Source organism: Desulfobaculum senezii (assembly GCF_054657395.1).
The window spans coordinates 148338-165080 of record NZ_BAAHYU010000003.1 but is presented as its reverse complement, the minus strand read 5'-3'; the positions used below and the strand labels follow the sequence as shown (position 1 = coordinate 165080).

Here is a 16743-nt window from a genome sequence, read left to right as displayed (position 1 = left end):
CCGCCCTGCGGGCTGTTTGCTTGCCTGCCCGCTTTGCCCGTTTCACCACCCGCCTTTCCGGCCAGCGACGCACCACGCGCGCTGGCCTTTTTTCTGCCCCAACATGCACGCAGGTGCACGGCATCTTGGCTGAGCCCCGCCCGCGCAGGGCTGCCGCAATCATTGACACATGCATGCAAAGGGGCGATACAGTACGCGAAAGGAGTCTGCCTATGCATGTTTTATCACGCTGCTTTGCATATACTGTGGCCGCCTTTGCCGGCCTTGTCTTTCTGGCCGGGGCGGCCATGGCCCAGCCCCTGTCCGTTGCGGTGAGCATCCTGCCGGAAAAATACTTTGTCGAACGCATCGGCGGCGACCTTGTGGACGTGCAGGTCATGGTGCCGCCCGGTTCACAGCCCCATTTCTACGACCCCAAGCCCAGCCAAATGGTGCGCCTGAATGATGCGGCGGTGTACTTCGCCATTGGCGTCCCCTTTGAAAAAGCGTGGCTGCCGCGCTTTGCATCCGCCAATGCGGACATGCGCATCGTCAACATTGCCGACGGCCTGCCCCGCATTCCCATTGCGCCCCATGCGCACCATCACGCCGGTGGCGAGGATGGCGACCACGACCACAGCGCCCACCATGCGGTGGAAGCGGCGGAGAATATGGGGCACAGCACCGACACCCACCATGACGGCGCCGAGTCTCACGAGGGCGAAGAGCATCATGACCATGCGGGACATCATGACCATGCGGCCCACCACGATCACGCTGGACACCATGACCACAGCGCGGATACCGAAACCATGGACCCGCACGTCTGGCTGTCCCCGCGCTATGTGGTACGCATGGCGGATACCATCCGCGACGCGCTCATCCTTGCCGACCCCGTCAATGCCAAGGCCTACAAGGCCGGGCACGCCGCCTTCATCAGCGACGTCACCGCCCTGCACATGGAACTCACCGCCACCTTTGACCACGCCCCGGACGAGGAGGACGACGCCCCCGCCCCGGTCCTGTCCGATGGTGCGCGCACGTTTATGGTCTTCCATCCGTCGTGGGGCTACTTCGCGCGGGACTACAACCTGCGCCAGCTGCCCATTGAACAGGACGGCAAGGAACCCTCCCCGCGCGACCTCGCACACCTCATCGCCACGGCCAAGGCCAAGGGCGTGCGCGTTATCTTCGTCCAGCCCCAATTCGCGCGCCGCAGCGCCGAAGCCATCGCCCGCGGCGTGGACGGCACCGTCATCCCCGCAGACCCGCTGGCCTACGACTGGCTTGCCAATATGCGCTCCGTGGCCGACGCCTTCCACGCGGCCCTGCGCTAAAGCCAACCGCCCGCACACGCTTGCCATTTCCGGCCGCCCCCGGCACACTGCGGGGGCGGCCGTCTTGCGCCGCAGGGGCGCGCCAGCGTCCCCATGACCATACCTCAGGAGCAAGGAGAACCAGCCATTTCCACCTTTTTGCGCATTACCGACCTCACGAAGCACTACCCCGTCGACAGCGGACTTTTTGGTGCGGAGACAAGCTTTGTCCACGCGCTGGATGGCGTGTCGCTATCGGTACGCGCCGGGGAGACCCTTGGGCTGGTGGGGGAATCCGGGTGCGGCAAGTCCACACTGGCGCGCCAGCTGCTACGGCTGGAGCGCCCCACGTCCGGCGGCATTGAACTGGAAGGGACAGACATCTGGTCCGCGGACCACGCCTTTAAGAAGGCCTATCCCCGCAAGGTGCAGATGATTTTTCAGGACCCGTTCTCTTCCCTGAATCCGCGAAAGCGCATCGGCAGCACCATTGCCGAGGGCCTTGCCATCCACGGCGTGCCGCGCAGGGAGCGCCGTCAGCGCGTGCGCGAACTTATGGACTGGGTGGGCCTGCGCCCGGAGCTCATCTCGCGCTATCCCCATGAATTTTCCGGCGGCCAGCGCCAGCGCGTGGCCATTGCCCGCGCCCTTGCCCTCAATCCCGCCTGCGTGGTCTGCGACGAAGCCGTCTCCGCGCTGGACGTGTCCATTCAGGCGCAGGTCATCGGCCTGTTGCAGGACCTGCAGGACAAGCTGGGACTGACGTATATTTTCATCTCGCACGACCTTGCGGTGGTGGGCTACATGAGCGACCGCGTCGCCGTAATGTACCTTGGCCGCCTGATGGAGCTGGCCCCCAGCCGGGACATCTACGCCGCGCCCCTGCACCCCTACACCCGCGCCCTGCTGGACGCCGTGCCGCGCCCGGACCCGGAATCCGGGGGCCTTGCTCTGCGCGTAGCCGGGGACATCCCAAGCCCCATCAATCCCCCCGCCGGATGCCCCTTTCACCCCCGCTGCCCCGAGGCCATGCCCGTGTGCTCCGCCGCCGCGCCAGCATGGCACGAGGCCGCGCCGGAGCACTTTGTGGCCTGCCACCTGCACCAGTCCTAACCCACGCCGCCAGCGCCGAAAAAACGGCCCGCCAGCGGGTGCCCCAGACAAGCCCCTTGACTCCGCCGGACTTGATGCCTACTTGTGAACTTCTGCACAACGTAATCAATGACCGGAATGGAGGCATACACAATGGCGCGCAAAATCGATTACGCCGTCGCCGACGTGGCGGAAGTCATGAAGTTTGAAAACTGGCTGCGGTTCTACTTCGTGGAAGAAGAACAGGGCGAGGCCCTGCTCATCGGCATCCCGGAAGAAATCCTCAAGGATATTGAAGGACGATACCCCCACCTGTATGAGCTTGCGAACCGCTACGACAAAAGCCTCATCGACTACGAACGCTCCTGTACCGAAGTGTGCTCGCATGTTGCCAGCGTCTACGACGGGGAAAAGTACCCCCCCGGACTCGTGGAAAAGAGCTTCGACTCCAAGGAACTGAAAATTGAGATGTACCTCTTTGGCCTGTGGATGCAGGGCCATGAGGATGAACTGGACAAGGAATATATGTCCTTTGGCGAGTGGATGACCGGCTACGAGGAGTGGAAGGGCACGCAGGAAGTGCAGGACTACCTCTCCCGCCTCACCGACGTCAGCGCCGAAACCGGCGAAGCCGTGCAGTAGCCCTGCCCTAAAGGGCGGCGTCCCGGCCCATACAGCATACCAACGCGCCCCGCAGGCTTCCGTCTGCGGGGCGCGTTTTTCATCTGGTTGCGGCGCGGGGGGAGGTTCAGCCGCCTTCGAGGGCCTCGAACCCGGCGGCCACTTCCAAAAGTTCCGCCGTGATAAGGCTCTGGCGCAAATCGCGATGCTGGGCCGCAAGGTCGTCGCGCATTTCCTCCACGTTCTTTTCCGCGCGCTGCATGGCCGTCAGGCGCGCGGCATTCTCCGCCGCCATGGACAGGCCAAAGGCCCGGTACAGCGAAATAAACAGATACTGGGCGAACAGCTGGGCAAACAGTTCACGGCGCGGCACACCGGGCATGGGCAGGTTCCGGCGCGGCCACGGCGCGGCCCGGTGTTCCTCCAGCCATGCGGCGTCCAGCGGCAACACCTGCCGCACCCGCGTGCGAAAGCCCCCGCCGCTTTCCGGCTCGTTGGAAATGAGCGTCAAGGCTCCGGGCGGCTCCGGCAGGTCCCGCACGGCGCGCATGGCCGCCGTGCTGATGCCCGTCAGCCCTGCGGGCTGGGGGATGTGTCCATCCGGGGTGTGCCCGGCCTCATCAAGGGCGCTTTCGGCGCGCGCTCCGGAACACCACACACGCGCCCTGTCACGCTCCGCCAGCGCCTCTGCCGCCTTTGTGCCCACGGCCTCGTTAAACGTGCCGCACAGGCCCTGATCCGAGCCTATGACAAGGCACACGGCCTCGCCGCGCGGCGCAACGGGCCGCAGCGCGCCATTGCGCAGCAGCACCTGCCACCCCATGTCGTTGATGACGGAGTAGCGTTCCAGAGCCTCCACGGCGCGCTCATACTGGCGCATGTTCACCGCCGCGAGGTTCTTCATGGACGTCACCACGGACAGCAGATTTCCGGCGGTGGCAATGCGCTTTTCCAGCGCCTCAAGGGTTATCATCGCCCCCCTCCGCCGCAAAGAACCGCTCCATCTCGCCCTGCAACTCCTCCCACACCCCGTCATCCGGCCCGGCCTGCGTGAGCGGCTCCATCAGATCCTCGCGCGGCTCCAGCGCCTGCGTCAAACGCTGACGTACATCCGGCAAATTCTCCACGGGGATGGTGTCCAAAAAGCCGCTAGTCACGGCAAAAAGCAGACTCACCTGCTCCGGCGCGGACAGCCGCTCGTACCGCCGCTGCTTAAAGGCCTCGCGCACGCGGCGCCCGTGTTCAAGGGTCTTTCGCGTGCTCTCGTCGAGCCGGGTGCCAAAACGGGCAAAGGCTTCGAGCTCCTGAAACTGCGAATACGACAGGCGCAGGTCCCCGGCGACCTTGCGGTAGCCCGGATGCTGGGCGCGCCCGCCCACGCGCGACACGCTCTTGCCCACGTCCACAGCGGGGAGTTGCCCTTTGCGGAACAGGTCCGGATTCACATAAATCTGCCCGTCGGTGATGGAGATAAGGTTGGTGGGGATGTAGGCCGACAGGTTCTGCGCTTCCGTCTCAATGACGGGGAGCGCGGTAAGGGAGCCGCCGCCGTGCTCGTCACGCAGGTGGGTGGCGCGCTCCAAAAGGCGCGAATGCAGGTAGAAAATATCGCCGGGAAAGGCCTCGCGCCCCGGCGGACGCCGGAGCAGAAGCGAAAGCTGGCGGTACGCCACGGCGTGGCGCGTCAGGTCGTCGTACACCACCAGCACGTCGCGTCCCTCGTGCATAAGGTATTCAGCCATGCTTGTGGCCGCAAAGGGCGCGGCGTAAATCATGCCGGGCTGGTCGCCGCCTTCGGCAACCACCACCATGGTGTACTCCAGCGCGCCATTCTGGCGCAGGGTTTCCACGGCGCTGGCCACGCTGGAACTGCGCTGTCCCACGGCGCAGTACACGCACAGGCAGTCCTTGCCCTGCTGGTTCAGGATGGCGGTCAGGGCCACATCGGTCTTGCCCGTCTGCCTGTCGCCAAGGATGAGCTCGCGCTGCCCGCGCCCAACGGGGATAAGGGCGTCTATGACCGTTATGCCCGTCTCCACTGGCCGTTCCACAGGCGCGCGGTGCATGATGGGCGGCGCGTCGCGCTCAACGGGCCAGCGTGCCGGGGCGTCCACAGGTCCGCCGCCATCCAGCGGCCGCCCGAGCGGATCCACCACGCGCCCCATCAGCCCCTCGCCTACAGGGACATCCAGCACGCGCTCGGTGCGCACGGCCTCGTCACCTGCGGACAGGCCTGTGGCGTCGTCGAGCAGAGCAAGGCCCACCTTGTCCGGCAAAATATCCATCACCAAGGCCGAAACACGTCCGGCCAGCTTCACCAATTCGCCAGAGCCTACCGCGCCGAGCCCCTCGGCCCACGCTATGCCTTCGCCAACGGCGATGACGCGCCCCACCTCCTCCGTGGTGGGCGCGTAGTCGTAGTCCCCAAGGGCGCGGTCCACGGCCTGCGTTCCGGTCTCCAGCGCATTCTGCATGCTTCTGCCCGTGTCGCTCACGCCATGCCTCCCTGCGGCGTTGCCGCCAGTTCGTCCAGCACCCGCTGTTCAAGACCTTCCAGATAACCGGAAAGCGTCCAGCCGATGCGCGTGTCTCCCGTTTCCATCCGCATGCCGAATCCAAGCTCCGAGGCCTGCGTAAAGTCCACCTCCGTCACCTCCGTGAACACATTGCGCAGCCCCTCGGCCACGCGGCGCTGGGCCTCCGGCCCCATGTCCGCGCCTGTGCCCACGGTCACGCGGCCGGACACCGCCGCGCCGCGCCGCTCGCGCACCTCGCGCAGGAAGGCCTCGGCAAGGCGCTCCTCAAGGTCCGCGTCGCCAAGGTCAGTGAGCACCCGGCGCGATACCGAAACAACCTCGCGCGCCACGCGCTCGGCAAGGGCGCGTTCGAACTCGGCCTGCTCCGCGCTCAGGCTCTCCAGCCAGCGCTCACGGCGGGCCTCCACCTCGCCGCGCACGCGCTCTTCGGCGCTTTCGCGCCATGTTTGCACGTCCTCGCGGGCCTTTTCCATAAGCTGACGCTTCTCCTCGGCGAAGCCCTCGCGGTCCCTGGCTAGGGCGCGGCGCTCCTCCTCGGCGGCGTCACGCGCGGCGTCGGCATCGCGCAGGCGCTGGGCAATGGCCGCCTCGCGGCTGTCCACGGCCCGCAGTATGGGACCGTAGAGGAACCGCTTCAGCAGCCACAGCAGGATCAGAAAATTGACGATCTGCGCGCCAATGGTGAACCAGTCAAACAGCACGGTGGAACTCCTTGCCTGCCCGGGTTCAGCCTCCGGCCTGCCCGAGGAAATAGTTCCAGTACGGATTGGCAAACAGCAAAATCATGGTGACCACAAAGGCATAGATAGCCGTGGATTCCACCATGGCAAGGCCCACAAACAGCGTGCGGGTGATGGTGCTGGCCTCGTCCGGCTGCTGGGCCAACGAGTTCAGCGCCCGCCCAAGGGCGTGGCCCTCACCAATGCCCGGGCCAATAGCGCCAAGGCCAATGCACAATCCCGCGCCGATGATGGACGCGGCGGCAACGATGGTCAGACTGTCCATGTTCGACTCCTTGTCAGTTTCACGGGGATTCCTCTTCCGCCTCAATTCCGGCGGCGATATACACGGCGGCAAGCACCGCGAAAATATAGGCCTGTACCAGCCCGATAAGCAGGCCAAGCACCTGCATCACCACGGGCACAAACAGCGGCGCAATGATGAGCAAAATCGCCCCCATCATCCGCCCGCTCATGATATTGCCAAACAGACGCACGGCCAGCGCCATGGTCCGCGACAGTTCCGCAAAAATATTCAGGGGCAGCATCAGCGGCGTTGGGCGCACATAGGTCACCAGATACTTCCGCAGCCCCACACGCAGCAACGAATAGCCCGGCACCGTCACAAACACGCACAGCGCCAGCGCCGACGTGGTGGACAGCGACCCCGTGGGCGCTATAAAGCCCGGCACCGCCGCCAAGGTATTGCTGACGGCAATGAACAAAAACAGCGTCGCCAAAAACGGCAACAGACTCGCCGCGCCCTTGCCCAGCACCTCCGTCACCTCGCCGCGCGCGTAGACCACCACGGTCTCCAGCACGGTCTGCCAGCGCGGCACCTTCTGCCCCGCCAACACATCCTCGTGCCGCACCAGCCGCCGCGTCACCAGCCACGACCCGCCAACAAGCAGCGCCATGACCACCCACGTATAGACAAGGGTTGCGCTCAGCGTGACCGGGCCGTAGCGCCAGTATACAATCCAGTCAGGACTTATATCCATGCCGTCCTCCGCTCACGCCGCCAAGGCGGCGCACCATGAGCGCGCGCATAGCAATGAATCCCACCATGGCCGCGCCAAGGGCCAGAGGCCCGGCAGTGAGCGCGGCCCAGAATCCGGCAAGGGCCACGGCAAGGCGCGCCACATACAGCGCCCCAAACGTCGCCCGCGGGCGACGCCGCCCGGGCACCAGCCGCAGGCTCAGCCACAGCCCGCCAAAGTACAGCGCGCCAAGGACCATGCCCCACACGGCCGCCACAGCCAGCACCATCGGCTCATTTCCCATCACGGTCATGCCCGTGTTCCTCCTTGTCCCGCAAAATGGACCGCCGCTCGCGGCTGACCCAGTACGCCGCGTGGGCGCAGCCAATACCAAGCCCCAGCACCATCAGCATCAGCGTCCATGACGACGTGCCCGGATGCGACAGGTCAATCCACACCCCGACAAAGGTGCCCACCAACAGCGGCACGGCCACAGCCCAGCCCACAAGGCCAAACATCCCCAGCCCGCGCAGCAGTTCCGGGCGGTTGTCCCGCCGCCCGCCAATGCGCCGCCGCTCCTGCCTGTCCACCCCGCGTGAAAATTTCTCCGGCATGGTCTATCGGCTCCCAAAGTCCAAAACACCGCGCACAAAGCGCGCCTCAAGGCGCGCCAAAGCCGTACGCGCCGCACGTTCGCCCTCGTCCAGTTCCTCGGTCATGGCGTCCACGGCCTCGCGCAGGTGCCCCAGTTCGCCGCTGACGGCGTGGCGCGTGGCCACGCGGACCTCGTCGCCGCTTTTCACCAATATGCCGCCGTTCACGGCCACAAAGCGCTCCTCGCCATCCGCCCACCATGACAGAATGCCCGGAATGAGCGCTGTAGCCATATCCACATGGCGCGGCCGCAAACAAAAGCCCCCGCGCAGGCCCATGCCCACCACCTTGTCCGTCTCCTCCTCAAGGAAAACCTTCAGCGGCAGAACAACGCTCAGCTGCATCACGCGCCCCCGGCCTCGTCGATGTCGCCAATCATATACAGCGCAGGCTCCGGCATCTCCGCGAACTCGTCAGCAAGAATGCGTTCGCAGCCCTCCACGGTCTTCTCCGGGTCCACCATGCGGCCCTTCTTGCCCGTAAAGTGCTCCGTGGTGAAAAACGGCTGGGTCAAGAAGCGCTCCAGCCGCCGCGCGCGGTATACGGTTTTGCGGTCCTCGCTGGAGAGTTCCTCCAGCCCCAGCATGGCGATGATGTCCTTGAGCTCCTCATACGAGGCCAGCGTGCGGCGCACCTCGCGCGCCACGTCGTAGTGCCGCTGGCCCACCACCGCAGGCGACAGCATGCGCGAGGACGACTGGAGCGGGTCCACCGCCGGATACAGTCCCTCGCCCGCGCGCTTGCGCGAAAGCACAATACTTGCCGACAAGTGCGCAAAGGTATGCACCGCCGAGGGGTCCGTCAGGTCATCAGCAGGCACGTACACCGCCTGAATGGACGTAATGGCCGCGCGGCGCGAGCTGGAAATCCGTTCCTCCAGTTCCGCCAGTTCCGTCGCCATGGTGGGCTGGTAGCCAAGGCGCGACGGCAAGCGCCCCATCAGGCCGGACAATTCCATGCCCGCCTGAATAAACCGGAAAATATTGTCCACAAGGAGCAGCACATCCTGCCCCCTGTCGTCGCGGAAATGTTCCGCCATAGTCATGGCCGACAGCCCCACGCGAAAGCGCGCCCCCGGCGGCTCGTTCATCTGCCCGAACACCATCACCGTGGAGTCCATCACGCCGGACTCGCGCATGTCGCGGTAGAGTTCCTCGCCCTCGCGGCAGCGCTCGCCAATGCCGCAAAAGATGCTCACGCCCTTGTGGCGTCCGGCCATGTTGTTGATAAGCTCGGTAATGACGACGGTTTTGCCCACGCCCGCGCCGCCGAACATTCCGGCCTTGCCGCCGCGCTCCAGCGGAGCCAGCAGGTCAATAACCTTAATGCCTGTGGGGAAGACCTCCTCCCCCGCCACACGCTCGGACAGCGGGGCCGGGGCACGGTGCACGCCGCGCCGCTCAAGGTCCGGCGCGGGCTTATCGTCGATGGGGTCGCCAAACACGTTAAATACGCGCCCAAGCAGTCCCTCGCCCACCGGCGCCTCCAGCGGGCTGCCCTCGCCGCGCACCGTGTCCCCGCGCGCCACGCCCTGCACCGCCATCAACGCAAGGCACCGCGCACGCTCAGCATCAATATGCGAGGCCACCTCCATCACGATGCCGTCGTCACCATCGGTGCGTACCAGCGTCCGCAAGGGGGGCAGGCCATCCGGAAAAGAGACGTCCACCACGCCGCCGCGAACCGCATCCACCACACCGTCATAGCTGGCGGCTTTTTCCGCTTTGGTTTCCACCACGGTCATTGCCTCCTCAGTCGCAGATTGCCCCGCAAGGGGCCGAAAATTCGCTCACACGCGCCGGGGCCTCCGGGCAGGGCTTCGCCCCGTCCTTAGGGACGCACCCACAGCACTGCGCCAGCAAGCTCACGCATAAGGTTAATCGTCGTAGACCCCATGAACAGCCGCTTAAACATGCCGCCCCCCGCGCCCGTGCGCCCAAGGGCCACCGCGGCGTACATGCCGTCCTCGGCCTCCTCCATAATGGCCCGCCACGGCGTATTGCGCTCGCGCACCGTCATGCGGATGCGCGATTCGTCCACACCGTTCTCCAAGAGGGACTCCGCCGCGCGGGAAAAAATTTCTTCGGTTTCGCGGTGGCTTCGCGTTCCCGGCTTGATAACGCGCAGCAGCCGCACATGGTGGTGCTTCTCCTCCGCCACCATAAATCCCACATGGTCCGCCATGCGGTAGCTGGCATCGGATCCGTCAAGGCACAGGAGCACATGCTGGCGGTGCTTCTCCGGCCAGCGGCATATCCACATCGGCGCAATGGACTGCTTGCCGATGATTTCCATGCTCACGCTGTCCTCCACCAGCTGTTCTATGCGTGTCAGTCCCCGGCGGCCCAGCACAATGGCGTCGTACAGCCCCTCCTCGCCCTCGCGCAGGATGTCCATGGCCTTGGTGTCCTTGCGGAACATGAGCTTGGCGTCCACCTGCTCCTCGCACAGTTCCAGACTGCACAGGTGCGTGCGCGCCTCCTCCAGAGCCTTGCGGCCCTTGGCCTCGGCCTTGTCCGCCATGCGTCGCTGCTCATTCAGCGTTTCAAAGTTTTTTTCGTGCTCCCAGACCTCCGGCGGGCGGGTGGCCGCGTAGAACAGCGTCAGGCGCAGGTTTTGCCTGTTCTTGAAAAAATTGAGGATAAAGCGGATGCCATGCATGGCGCTCTCTTCGCCGCTCACCGTCACAAGCAGATGTTTTTCCATTCCAACTCCCATGCTCTTCATCCTCCGGGCCTGAGCCCCACGCGTCTACCCCACCACCCACACACTGCAATTCTTGGCGTAGTGCACAACCTTGCTCGACACACTGCCAAACAGAAATTCCTCAGCTTTGCTCACGCCCCGGCGGCCAACAACAACCGTCCCAAAGCCGCCCTCCTTCTGGATACGCAGGATGTGCTGGGCAATGGATGGCGCCGTAATGCACAGTTGCCGCTCTGTCACCGCCTCGTCCGTAAAGCCGCCGTCCAGCAGGATGCCCCGCGCCGTGTCGAGAAAGGCATGCGATTCTTCCTCCTGCTCGCACAGCTTGGCGTCAAAAGCCTCCTCGTCCGGATACATATCCCGCTCCGGCAGCCGCACAATGTGCAACAGCTCCACCTCGCCGCCGCAGCCGCCGCCCAGCATCTGCGCCACATACTCAATGGCGCGCAATGAATTTTCCGATGTATCCACCGCCAACAAAATTCGCCTGCAGTCCATCATGACGCCTCTCCCTGTTGTCACCCTGCTTGCCGCGCCATGCGCCGCACAAGCGGCACGCACGGGCGCAGCTCCGCAAGGAACTCCTCCACGGATTCATAAAAGACATACGTCCCCGCGCTGAAATGCATCAGCACGTTATTGAGTGCTTCTGGAATATACGGATACAGCTTGCGCAGGTTCACCACGCGGTTGGCAAAGACAATGGAAAAATCCTCACGCTCCAAGCCCGCCTCCTCCGGCGCGCCCAACCCGCGCGAGGCAAAGACCTCGCGGATCAGGTCGCCCTGCCCCACAAGGTAGACAAGGATGTTCCCAAGTCCAAAAAGGTCCAACCCAAACGGGTTCTCCTGAAAATCGAAGGTATAGTCGAAGTCGATCCAGCACGGCCGCCCGGAGCCGTGCTGAATGAGCAAATGGTCGCGGCGGATGTCGCCGTGCTTTTCAAATCGCGAATGCAAATAGTCGATGGCTTCAGCCGCCTCGATGAACTTTTCCAAAAGCCCCGGCAAATGCTGAAGGAAATATTCCCTGTGGCCCACCTCCAGCCCGTCCACAATGCTGTCCAGCCGCCGCCCGTGCACAATCTCCAGCAGCCGCACAATATTGCCCTTGCTGTCGTGCAGGGGCTGCCCCTGCATGAACCGCCGGTCACCCCGGACAAGGTTCAAAATGCGCGCCTCCTTTTCCGGACTGCGGAAGCACCGCACCTCCATAGCGCCGATGCGCAGGGGGAAATTCTCGTGGAACACCAGCTTGGCAATGCGCCGCTCGCCCGTCTCCAGCACACGGCAGCGCTTAACCCAATACTTCGGGTCCTCAAGGCCATAGCGCCGCTCCACTTCCTCCTTCAGCACCATATAATGCAGACCGCCAAGGAGCATGACATCCCCATACGAAATGTCCATAAACTCCGTCGTGTCCGTATACAGCTTGCCGCAGCGTGCAAGTGGAAAGTCCGGCATAAATCGCCTGACAAGGTCGCGTACTTCCTGTGACACAAAGCCCTCCAAAGTGACGCATCCAGCCGTGATACAACGGTTTTCTCCACAGGTTTTCCCAATCTATCACACTCCCTTCCCTTCTCCTAGCCTCTGCACAACATTCACACACCGCCCGCACCCCTCGCATGCAAGGCTTTTTGAACGATTGGCGGATTTTTTACGAAAAGTTGGGGACAGGTGCGCCGGGGACAAGGCGCGGGAAGAAAAGAGGAAGAGAGCCTCCGGCGGGTTAAGGACTACCGTCCTTGTATATTGACCCTCAAGCCGAAGGCGGAGAAAAAAGGAAGCCGCCTCCATGACTGGCATGAAGGCGGCTGTTGCGGCAGACCGTACGTCCTTGAGTAATGAGCTCGTTGTTAAGCTGGGTCGCCGCAATATGTAGTACAAACTCGAATGATTGTTAGAGCACAAAGCTCGAATTTGCAAGGAAGAGTGAACTACGATGAAACGCACCATGGGCATTGACGTATCGAAGGCCAAGCTTGATGTCGCCATTTCTGGTGACGACAGCACGTCCACTGTTGAAAATACCCCTTCGGGTTTTCAGCAAATCGTTGAGACGGCAGAAGCGCATAATGTTGAGCTCGTCATCGTGGAAGCGACAGGTGGATATGAGTCTGACGCCGCAGATTTTTTGATGGAGCAAGGCATTCCCGTCGCTGTTGTGAATCCTCGCCGTGTGCGTGACTTTGCCCGGAGCCTCGGAGTGTTGGCGAAGACGGATCGTATTGATGCTCTTGTTCTTGTTCAGTTTGGGGAAGTCGTCCCTGTCCGGGAAAATCAAAAAGTCCGGGCAACTCAGCGCAAGCTGGAAACTCTAGTTAACCGTCGTCGGCAGGTCGTCGAAATCCTTTCCCGGGAGCGCGTTCGCTTGCAGCGAGCTTCGTCTGATGTGCGCCCTTATATTGAAGACGTCATTGCTACTCTAAGAACGCAAGAAAAGAGTTTGTCACTTGAAATCAAGAAACACATTCTCAGTGACAAAGATTTTAGCGATAAGGCAACGTTGCTTGAAACCACGAAAGGGATTTCGTCAGTAACCTCTGCGACTCTTCTTGCTTTCTTTCCTGAGTTGGGGACGTTAACGCCGAAGCAAGCAGCTTCTCTAGCAGGCCTGGCACCATTCAACAGGGATAGCGGCAAGAAAACGGGGCAACGTTGCGTTTGGGGAGGACGAATAAAAGTACGTAGCGCCCTTTACATGAGCGCAATCTCAGCGACTGTCTGGAACCCTGCAATTCGAGCCTTCTACCAGCGTCTTTGCGATGCGGGCAAACCTAAAAAGGTCGCCCTCACTGCCTGTGCAAGGAAGCTTCTCGTGATTTGCAATGCGATTTTACGGACGGGAAAACCTTGGGATCCTGCACTTAACGCTTGATTGCCAATACGATTGCTTAACGATCCTGCGTGCGCACAGACCGGGCGGCTGTGTATGGCACTGTCGTCACCCCTGACGGCTCCCGTCCGTGTGGATGGGAAGATATTTTTTTGGGGGGCGTTGGCGCTGTGTGATGGGCGGTGAGAATCCCTGTTGAGGATGTGTGTGTAGAACAAAGAGAAGGCAAAAGACCCGCCCACCCACCCCTATTTTTCGGGCGGCTTCCGCCCGAAAAATCCTGGGGATTCTCAAGGGTGTCACACCCTTGAGCCGCCGGAGGCAAAAGAAAAAAAGCGTCCCCTGCTTCCACACGAAGCAGGGGACGCTGAAGAGTCGCAGCATCTCGCCATACGGCGTTAGCCGTGTTGGCGGGAGAATTCGCCCATGATGATGGCGGCGGCTTGGGCGACGTTGAAGGAGTCGAAGGGCCGGCGCAGGGGAATCGTCAATTTTTCCGAGCACCTTTTGGCAACGCCGGGGCGGATGCCTTTTTCTTCGTTACCCATGACGAGGACGGCCGGAGTTGACAATGCTTGCGCGTACATGTTCTTTCCGACGGGGTCGACCATGGAACCATAGATAGGCCAACCGCGTTCATCGCACGCATCGAGAGCGCGGGAGAGGTTGACCACCCGGGCGACGGGCAGGCGTGTCAGCGCGCCGGCGGACGCCTTGACGGCGGCTCCGCCGAGGTAGGCGGTGCGGTCTTTGGGGACGATGATTCCGGCCCCGCCGAGGGCGTAGAGCGTGCGCGCCATAGCGCCCACGTTGCCGGGGTCCTGCACTTGGTCGAGGGCGAGGAGAAGCGGCAGCGGCGCGTCCAGCGCGGCGTCCAGCAGATCCTCCAGCTCGGTGTACGACGCGGCGGATGTTCTTGCGAGCACGCCTTGATGGTTGCCGTCGAACATCCGGGCCATATCGCCCCGCGGCACTTTACGAAAGCGCACCCCGCCATCGCGGCACGCGTCGATGATGGCCCCGACATCTTTTCCGCGTGCGCCTTCCTGCACGAACACCATATCGACGGTGTCGCGGCTATTCTGCACGAGTTCCAAAACGGGCTTGCGTCCGGGAACGAGGTTATCGTCACCGCCGGTCTGCCGTTTTTTTCCTTTGGTATTCATGGTAGTTACGTCCCTGCTGCCTGCCTAAAAAATTCAGGGACTTAGGCCCTCAAGCCCGAGTCTACATCCCGATTTTCCTTGACTTTCAACAGCTGTTCTCTAGATATTTTTCTAACCTAGCATGCTCGACTGAGCGCAAACACATCCTGAACCGATGAGCACATACACATACTCTGAGACCGACGCCCCAGAGGCACATACACACGCGACGGCCGTTACCCGCACTTTGCTGGTGCTGGTCCTCGCCCTCTGTATCGCGGGGCTTTCGGCCTGCGCCACAAAGAAGCCGCTGCCCGAAGAGGACGCCGTCATCACGGTGGACGAGGGCATGCCGGACGAATTGGCCGCAGCGCCGGAGCATGGCGAGGAACCTGAACAGCCCAGTGATGAGGCCGTGCAGGAATTTGCCGAAGCGGACGAAGCGCCTTTGTCCGCTACGGAGCAGGAGGCCCTGGAAACCGAAGCGGACCTGAGCTTTCAGCTCGACTCCGTGGAAACCAAGGAAATGCTCTCCTTCTTCCGGTATTTTACCCACAACAAGCGGGGGCGCAAGAACTTCGCCCGTTGGCTTGAGCGTTCTGAAACATATCTTCCGTATGTCCGCAAGGTCTTTGCTGACCGCGGCCTTCCCCATGACCTCGTGTTTTTGCCCTTTGTGGAGAGCGGCTTCAACCCCAAAGCCGGTTCGCATGCCGGTGCCAAGGGGCTGTGGCAGTTCATGCCGTTTACGGGCAAAAAGTACGGTCTGGACGTTGGCTGGTGGATGGATGAGCGCTATGACCCCTACAAATCCACCCACGCCGCCGCGGACTACCTGACCAAGCTCTACGGCGACTTTGACGACTGGTACCTTGCCCTTGCGGCGTACAACGCCGGCGAGGGCCGCGTGATGCGCGCCATGAAGCGCAGCGGCTGTGACGACTTCTTTGAGCTGTCCAAAAAGCGCCAGAACCGCTGGCGCCGTGGCCGCCGCCTGTACTACCTCCCGCGCGAGACGCGCCAGTACGTGCCCAAGCTGATGGCCGTCATCAAGATTGTCCGCAATCTGGAGTCGCTGGGCTTTGAAAAGCCCAACTGGAGCGGCTCCGGCGAAATTGCCTCCGTGGAGACGAAGCCCCGCACGGACCTGAAAGCCTTCGCCAAGGCGCTGGACGTGCCGTGGAAGGAATTCCACGCCATGAACACCGCCTACGTGGAGCCGGGAACCCACCCGCAGAAATCCAGCACGGTGTACGTGCCGCTGGACAAGCTGGAAGCCGCACAGGGCTACCTCGCAAGCGCGGACTTCAAGACGTACACGGGCTACTACGCGTTCTACAAGGTCCGCCGTGGCGATTCGTGGTACCGCATTTCCCGCCGCTTTGGCGTCCCCATCGCGGTGCTGAAAAACTTCAACGGCAGGCGCTCCAACCTCATCCGTCCGGGCCAGACGCTGAAGATTCCGGGCAAGGGCCAAACCCGCCTGACCGCCCAGAAGGTGAACAAGCGGTCCGCCAAGCGCAACCTGACGGCAAGCTCCTACCGCGTGCGCCGTGGCGACTCCCTGTGGACCATCGCCCGCCGCCATGGAGTTAGCGTCAGCGAACTGGCCCGCGCCAACAAGATTACCACCCGCTCCAAGATTATGCCGGGGCAGCGCCTTGCCATTCCGGGACGCGGCACCTCCAAGGCCCGCACCCGCCAGCTGGCGCAGTCGCGCTCCAACTACACGGTCCACCGTGGCGACACCCTGTGGGATGTGGCCAAGCGCTACAACACCACCGTGGCGACGCTGGCGCGCGCAAACGGCATCTCGTCGCGCAGCACGCTGCGCCCGGGCCAGCGCCTGTACATCCCGGACCAAAGCACCGTGGCCGCCAAGCGCACCAAGTCCGAAGCGCGCAAGGCCAAGCAGCTCATCACCTACAAGGTCCGCCGCGGCGACACCCTGTATGACATTGCCCGCCGCTTTGGCGTCAGCACGCGCAGCATCATGGCGTGGAACAATATGTCCTCCCCGCGCATCTACCCCGGCGACAGCCTGAAGCTGTACCAATAGCCGCGCGGCGCACCACGATACCGACCACACAGAAAAGGCTCCGGAGATACTCCGGAGCCTTTTTTTGCGCCTTGGTAGGCAGGTGGGGAAAGGAAGC

Annotated in this window: 18 protein-coding genes; 5 read left to right on the top strand and 13 right to left on the bottom strand. The window is 62.9% G+C overall.

Going from position 1 to position 16743, the window contains the following annotated elements; genetic code table 11:
- Positions 1-212 precede the first annotated feature (212 nt).
- The 3 genes from ACYQ2T_RS09870 to ACYQ2T_RS09860 all read left to right on the top strand — a co-directional run bounded on the left by ACYQ2T_RS09870 (position 213) and on the right by ACYQ2T_RS09860 (position 3029).
- Positions 213-1316 (top strand): metal ABC transporter solute-binding protein, Zn/Mn family, encoded by a 1104-nt coding sequence (locus ACYQ2T_RS09870; protein WP_459900270.1) that lies wholly within the window; start codon positions 213-215, stop codon positions 1314-1316.
- 93 nt (positions 1317-1409) lie between these two features.
- The gene (locus ACYQ2T_RS09865) at positions 1410-2408 is read left to right on the top strand and encodes an ABC transporter ATP-binding protein (protein ID WP_459900269.1); all 999 of its coding nucleotides are present in this window, start codon (positions 1410-1412) and stop codon (positions 2406-2408) included.
- A 132-nt stretch (positions 2409-2540) separates the two neighbouring features.
- A complete protein-coding gene (locus ACYQ2T_RS09860; RefSeq protein ID WP_459900268.1) occupies positions 2541-3029 on the top strand; it encodes a hypothetical protein in 489 nt (162 codons plus the stop codon).
- 106 nt (positions 3030-3135) lie between these two features.
- On the opposite strand, the gene ACYQ2T_RS09855 is transcribed toward ACYQ2T_RS09860, so the two are convergent.
- From ACYQ2T_RS09855 to ACYQ2T_RS09800, 12 genes are all read right to left on the bottom strand, one after another.
- Positions 3136-3981, bottom strand: coding sequence for a F0F1 ATP synthase subunit gamma (locus ACYQ2T_RS09855; RefSeq protein WP_459900266.1), 846 nt, complete (start codon positions 3979-3981; stop codon positions 3136-3138).
- Complete coding sequence (locus tag ACYQ2T_RS09850; protein ID WP_459900264.1) at positions 3968-5503, bottom strand: F0F1 ATP synthase subunit alpha; 1536 nt, start codon at positions 5501-5503, stop codon at positions 3968-3970. The genes ACYQ2T_RS09855 and ACYQ2T_RS09850 overlap by 14 nt, the downstream gene beginning before the upstream one ends.
- Positions 5500-6246, bottom strand: coding sequence for a F0F1 ATP synthase subunit B family protein (locus ACYQ2T_RS09845; protein WP_459900262.1), 747 nt, complete (start codon positions 6244-6246; stop codon positions 5500-5502). The genes ACYQ2T_RS09850 and ACYQ2T_RS09845 overlap by 4 nt, the downstream gene beginning before the upstream one ends.
- Before the next feature lie 25 nt (positions 6247-6271).
- Positions 6272-6550 carry a F0F1 ATP synthase subunit C gene (locus tag ACYQ2T_RS09840; RefSeq protein ID WP_404843975.1) on the bottom strand — a complete coding sequence of 93 codons (279 nt, stop codon included), beginning with the start codon at positions 6548-6550 and terminating at the stop codon, positions 6272-6274.
- A gap of 19 nt (positions 6551-6569) precedes the next feature.
- Entirely contained in the window at positions 6570-7265 is a 696-nt protein-coding gene (locus ACYQ2T_RS09835; protein ID WP_459900260.1) for a F0F1 ATP synthase subunit A, read from the bottom strand.
- Complete coding sequence (locus ACYQ2T_RS09830; protein WP_459900259.1) at positions 7249-7557, bottom strand: N-ATPase subunit AtpR; 309 nt, start codon at positions 7555-7557, stop codon at positions 7249-7251. The genes ACYQ2T_RS09835 and ACYQ2T_RS09830 overlap by 17 nt, the downstream gene beginning before the upstream one ends.
- On the bottom strand, positions 7538-7858 hold the full coding sequence (locus ACYQ2T_RS09825) for an AtpZ/AtpI family protein (protein ID WP_459900257.1): 321 nt from the start codon (positions 7856-7858) through the stop codon (positions 7538-7540). Before ACYQ2T_RS09825 ends, ACYQ2T_RS09830 begins: the two co-directional genes overlap by 20 nt.
- 3 nt (positions 7859-7861) lie before the next feature.
- Entirely contained in the window at positions 7862-8242 is a 381-nt protein-coding gene (locus ACYQ2T_RS09820) for a F0F1 ATP synthase subunit epsilon (protein ID WP_459900255.1), read from the bottom strand.
- Positions 8242-9642 (bottom strand): F0F1 ATP synthase subunit beta, encoded by a 1401-nt coding sequence (gene atpD, locus ACYQ2T_RS09815; protein ID WP_459900253.1) that lies wholly within the window; start codon positions 9640-9642, stop codon positions 8242-8244. The genes ACYQ2T_RS09820 and atpD overlap by 1 nt, the downstream gene beginning before the upstream one ends.
- Positions 9643-9728: 86 nt before the next feature.
- The gene (locus ACYQ2T_RS09810) at positions 9729-10604 is read right to left on the bottom strand and encodes a universal stress protein (RefSeq protein ID WP_459900251.1); all 876 of its coding nucleotides are present in this window, start codon (positions 10602-10604) and stop codon (positions 9729-9731) included.
- 45 nt (positions 10605-10649) lie between these two features.
- Positions 10650-11105, bottom strand: a complete 456-nt coding sequence (locus ACYQ2T_RS09805; protein WP_459900250.1) for a universal stress protein — start codon at positions 11103-11105, stop codon at positions 10650-10652.
- 17 nt (positions 11106-11122) lie between these two features.
- Positions 11123-12103: a protein kinase family protein gene (locus ACYQ2T_RS09800; protein WP_459900249.1), complete on the bottom strand. Its 981-nt coding sequence runs from the start codon at positions 12101-12103 to the stop codon at positions 11123-11125.
- Between the two features lie 445 nt (positions 12104-12548).
- Here ACYQ2T_RS09800 and ACYQ2T_RS09795 point away from each other — a divergent pair, with 445 nt between their 5' ends.
- The gene (locus tag ACYQ2T_RS09795; RefSeq protein WP_459898185.1) at positions 12549-13484 is read left to right on the top strand and encodes an IS110 family RNA-guided transposase; all 936 of its coding nucleotides are present in this window, start codon (positions 12549-12551) and stop codon (positions 13482-13484) included.
- Positions 13485-13840: 356 nt separating this feature from the next.
- Here the strand turns inward: ACYQ2T_RS09795 and rlmB are convergent, their stop codons facing one another.
- Complete coding sequence (gene rlmB, locus ACYQ2T_RS09790) at positions 13841-14608, bottom strand: 23S rRNA (guanosine(2251)-2'-O)-methyltransferase RlmB (protein WP_459900247.1); 768 nt, start codon at positions 14606-14608, stop codon at positions 13841-13843.
- A gap of 154 nt (positions 14609-14762) precedes the next feature.
- Between rlmB and ACYQ2T_RS09785 the strand changes: the two genes are divergently transcribed.
- Positions 14763-16646, top strand: coding sequence for a LysM peptidoglycan-binding domain-containing protein (locus tag ACYQ2T_RS09785; RefSeq protein ID WP_459900246.1), 1884 nt, complete (start codon positions 14763-14765; stop codon positions 16644-16646).
- The last annotated feature ends 97 nt before the right edge of the window (positions 16647-16743 follow it).

Coding starts and splice junctions, on each gene's coding strand:
- ACYQ2T_RS09870 (WP_459900270.1), top strand. CDS start 213: ATGCATGTTTTATCACGCTGCTTTGCATATACTGTGGCCGCCTTTGCC.
- ACYQ2T_RS09865 (WP_459900269.1), top strand. CDS start 1,410: ATGACCATACCTCAGGAGCAAGGAGAACCAGCCATTTCCACCTTTTTG.
- ACYQ2T_RS09860 (WP_459900268.1), top strand. CDS start 2,541: ATGGCGCGCAAAATCGATTACGCCGTCGCCGACGTGGCGGAAGTCATG.
- ACYQ2T_RS09855 (WP_459900266.1), bottom strand. CDS start 3,981: ATGATAACCCTTGAGGCGCTGGAAAAGCGCATTGCCACCGCCGGAAAT.
- ACYQ2T_RS09840 (WP_404843975.1), bottom strand. CDS start 6,550: ATGGACAGTCTGACCATCGTTGCCGCCGCGTCCATCATCGGCGCGGGA.
- ACYQ2T_RS09835 (WP_459900260.1), bottom strand. CDS start 7,265: ATGGATATAAGTCCTGACTGGATTGTATACTGGCGCTACGGCCCGGTC.
- ACYQ2T_RS09830 (WP_459900259.1), bottom strand. CDS start 7,557: ATGACCGTGATGGGAAATGAGCCGATGGTGCTGGCTGTGGCGGCCGTG.
- ACYQ2T_RS09825 (WP_459900257.1), bottom strand. CDS start 7,858: ATGCCGGAGAAATTTTCACGCGGGGTGGACAGGCAGGAGCGGCGGCGC.
- ACYQ2T_RS09820 (WP_459900255.1), bottom strand. CDS start 8,242: ATGCAGCTGAGCGTTGTTCTGCCGCTGAAGGTTTTCCTTGAGGAGGAG.
- atpD (WP_459900253.1), bottom strand. CDS start 9,642: ATGACCGTGGTGGAAACCAAAGCGGAAAAAGCCGCCAGCTATGACGGT.
- ACYQ2T_RS09810 (WP_459900251.1), bottom strand. CDS start 10,604: ATGGAAAAACATCTGCTTGTGACGGTGAGCGGCGAAGAGAGCGCCATG.
- ACYQ2T_RS09805 (WP_459900250.1), bottom strand. CDS start 11,105: ATGATGGACTGCAGGCGAATTTTGTTGGCGGTGGATACATCGGAAAAT.
- ACYQ2T_RS09795 (WP_459898185.1), top strand. CDS start 12,549: ATGAAACGCACCATGGGCATTGACGTATCGAAGGCCAAGCTTGATGTC.
- rlmB (WP_459900247.1), bottom strand. CDS start 14,608: ATGAATACCAAAGGAAAAAAACGGCAGACCGGCGGTGACGATAACCTC.
- ACYQ2T_RS09785 (WP_459900246.1), top strand. CDS start 14,763: ATGAGCACATACACATACTCTGAGACCGACGCCCCAGAGGCACATACA.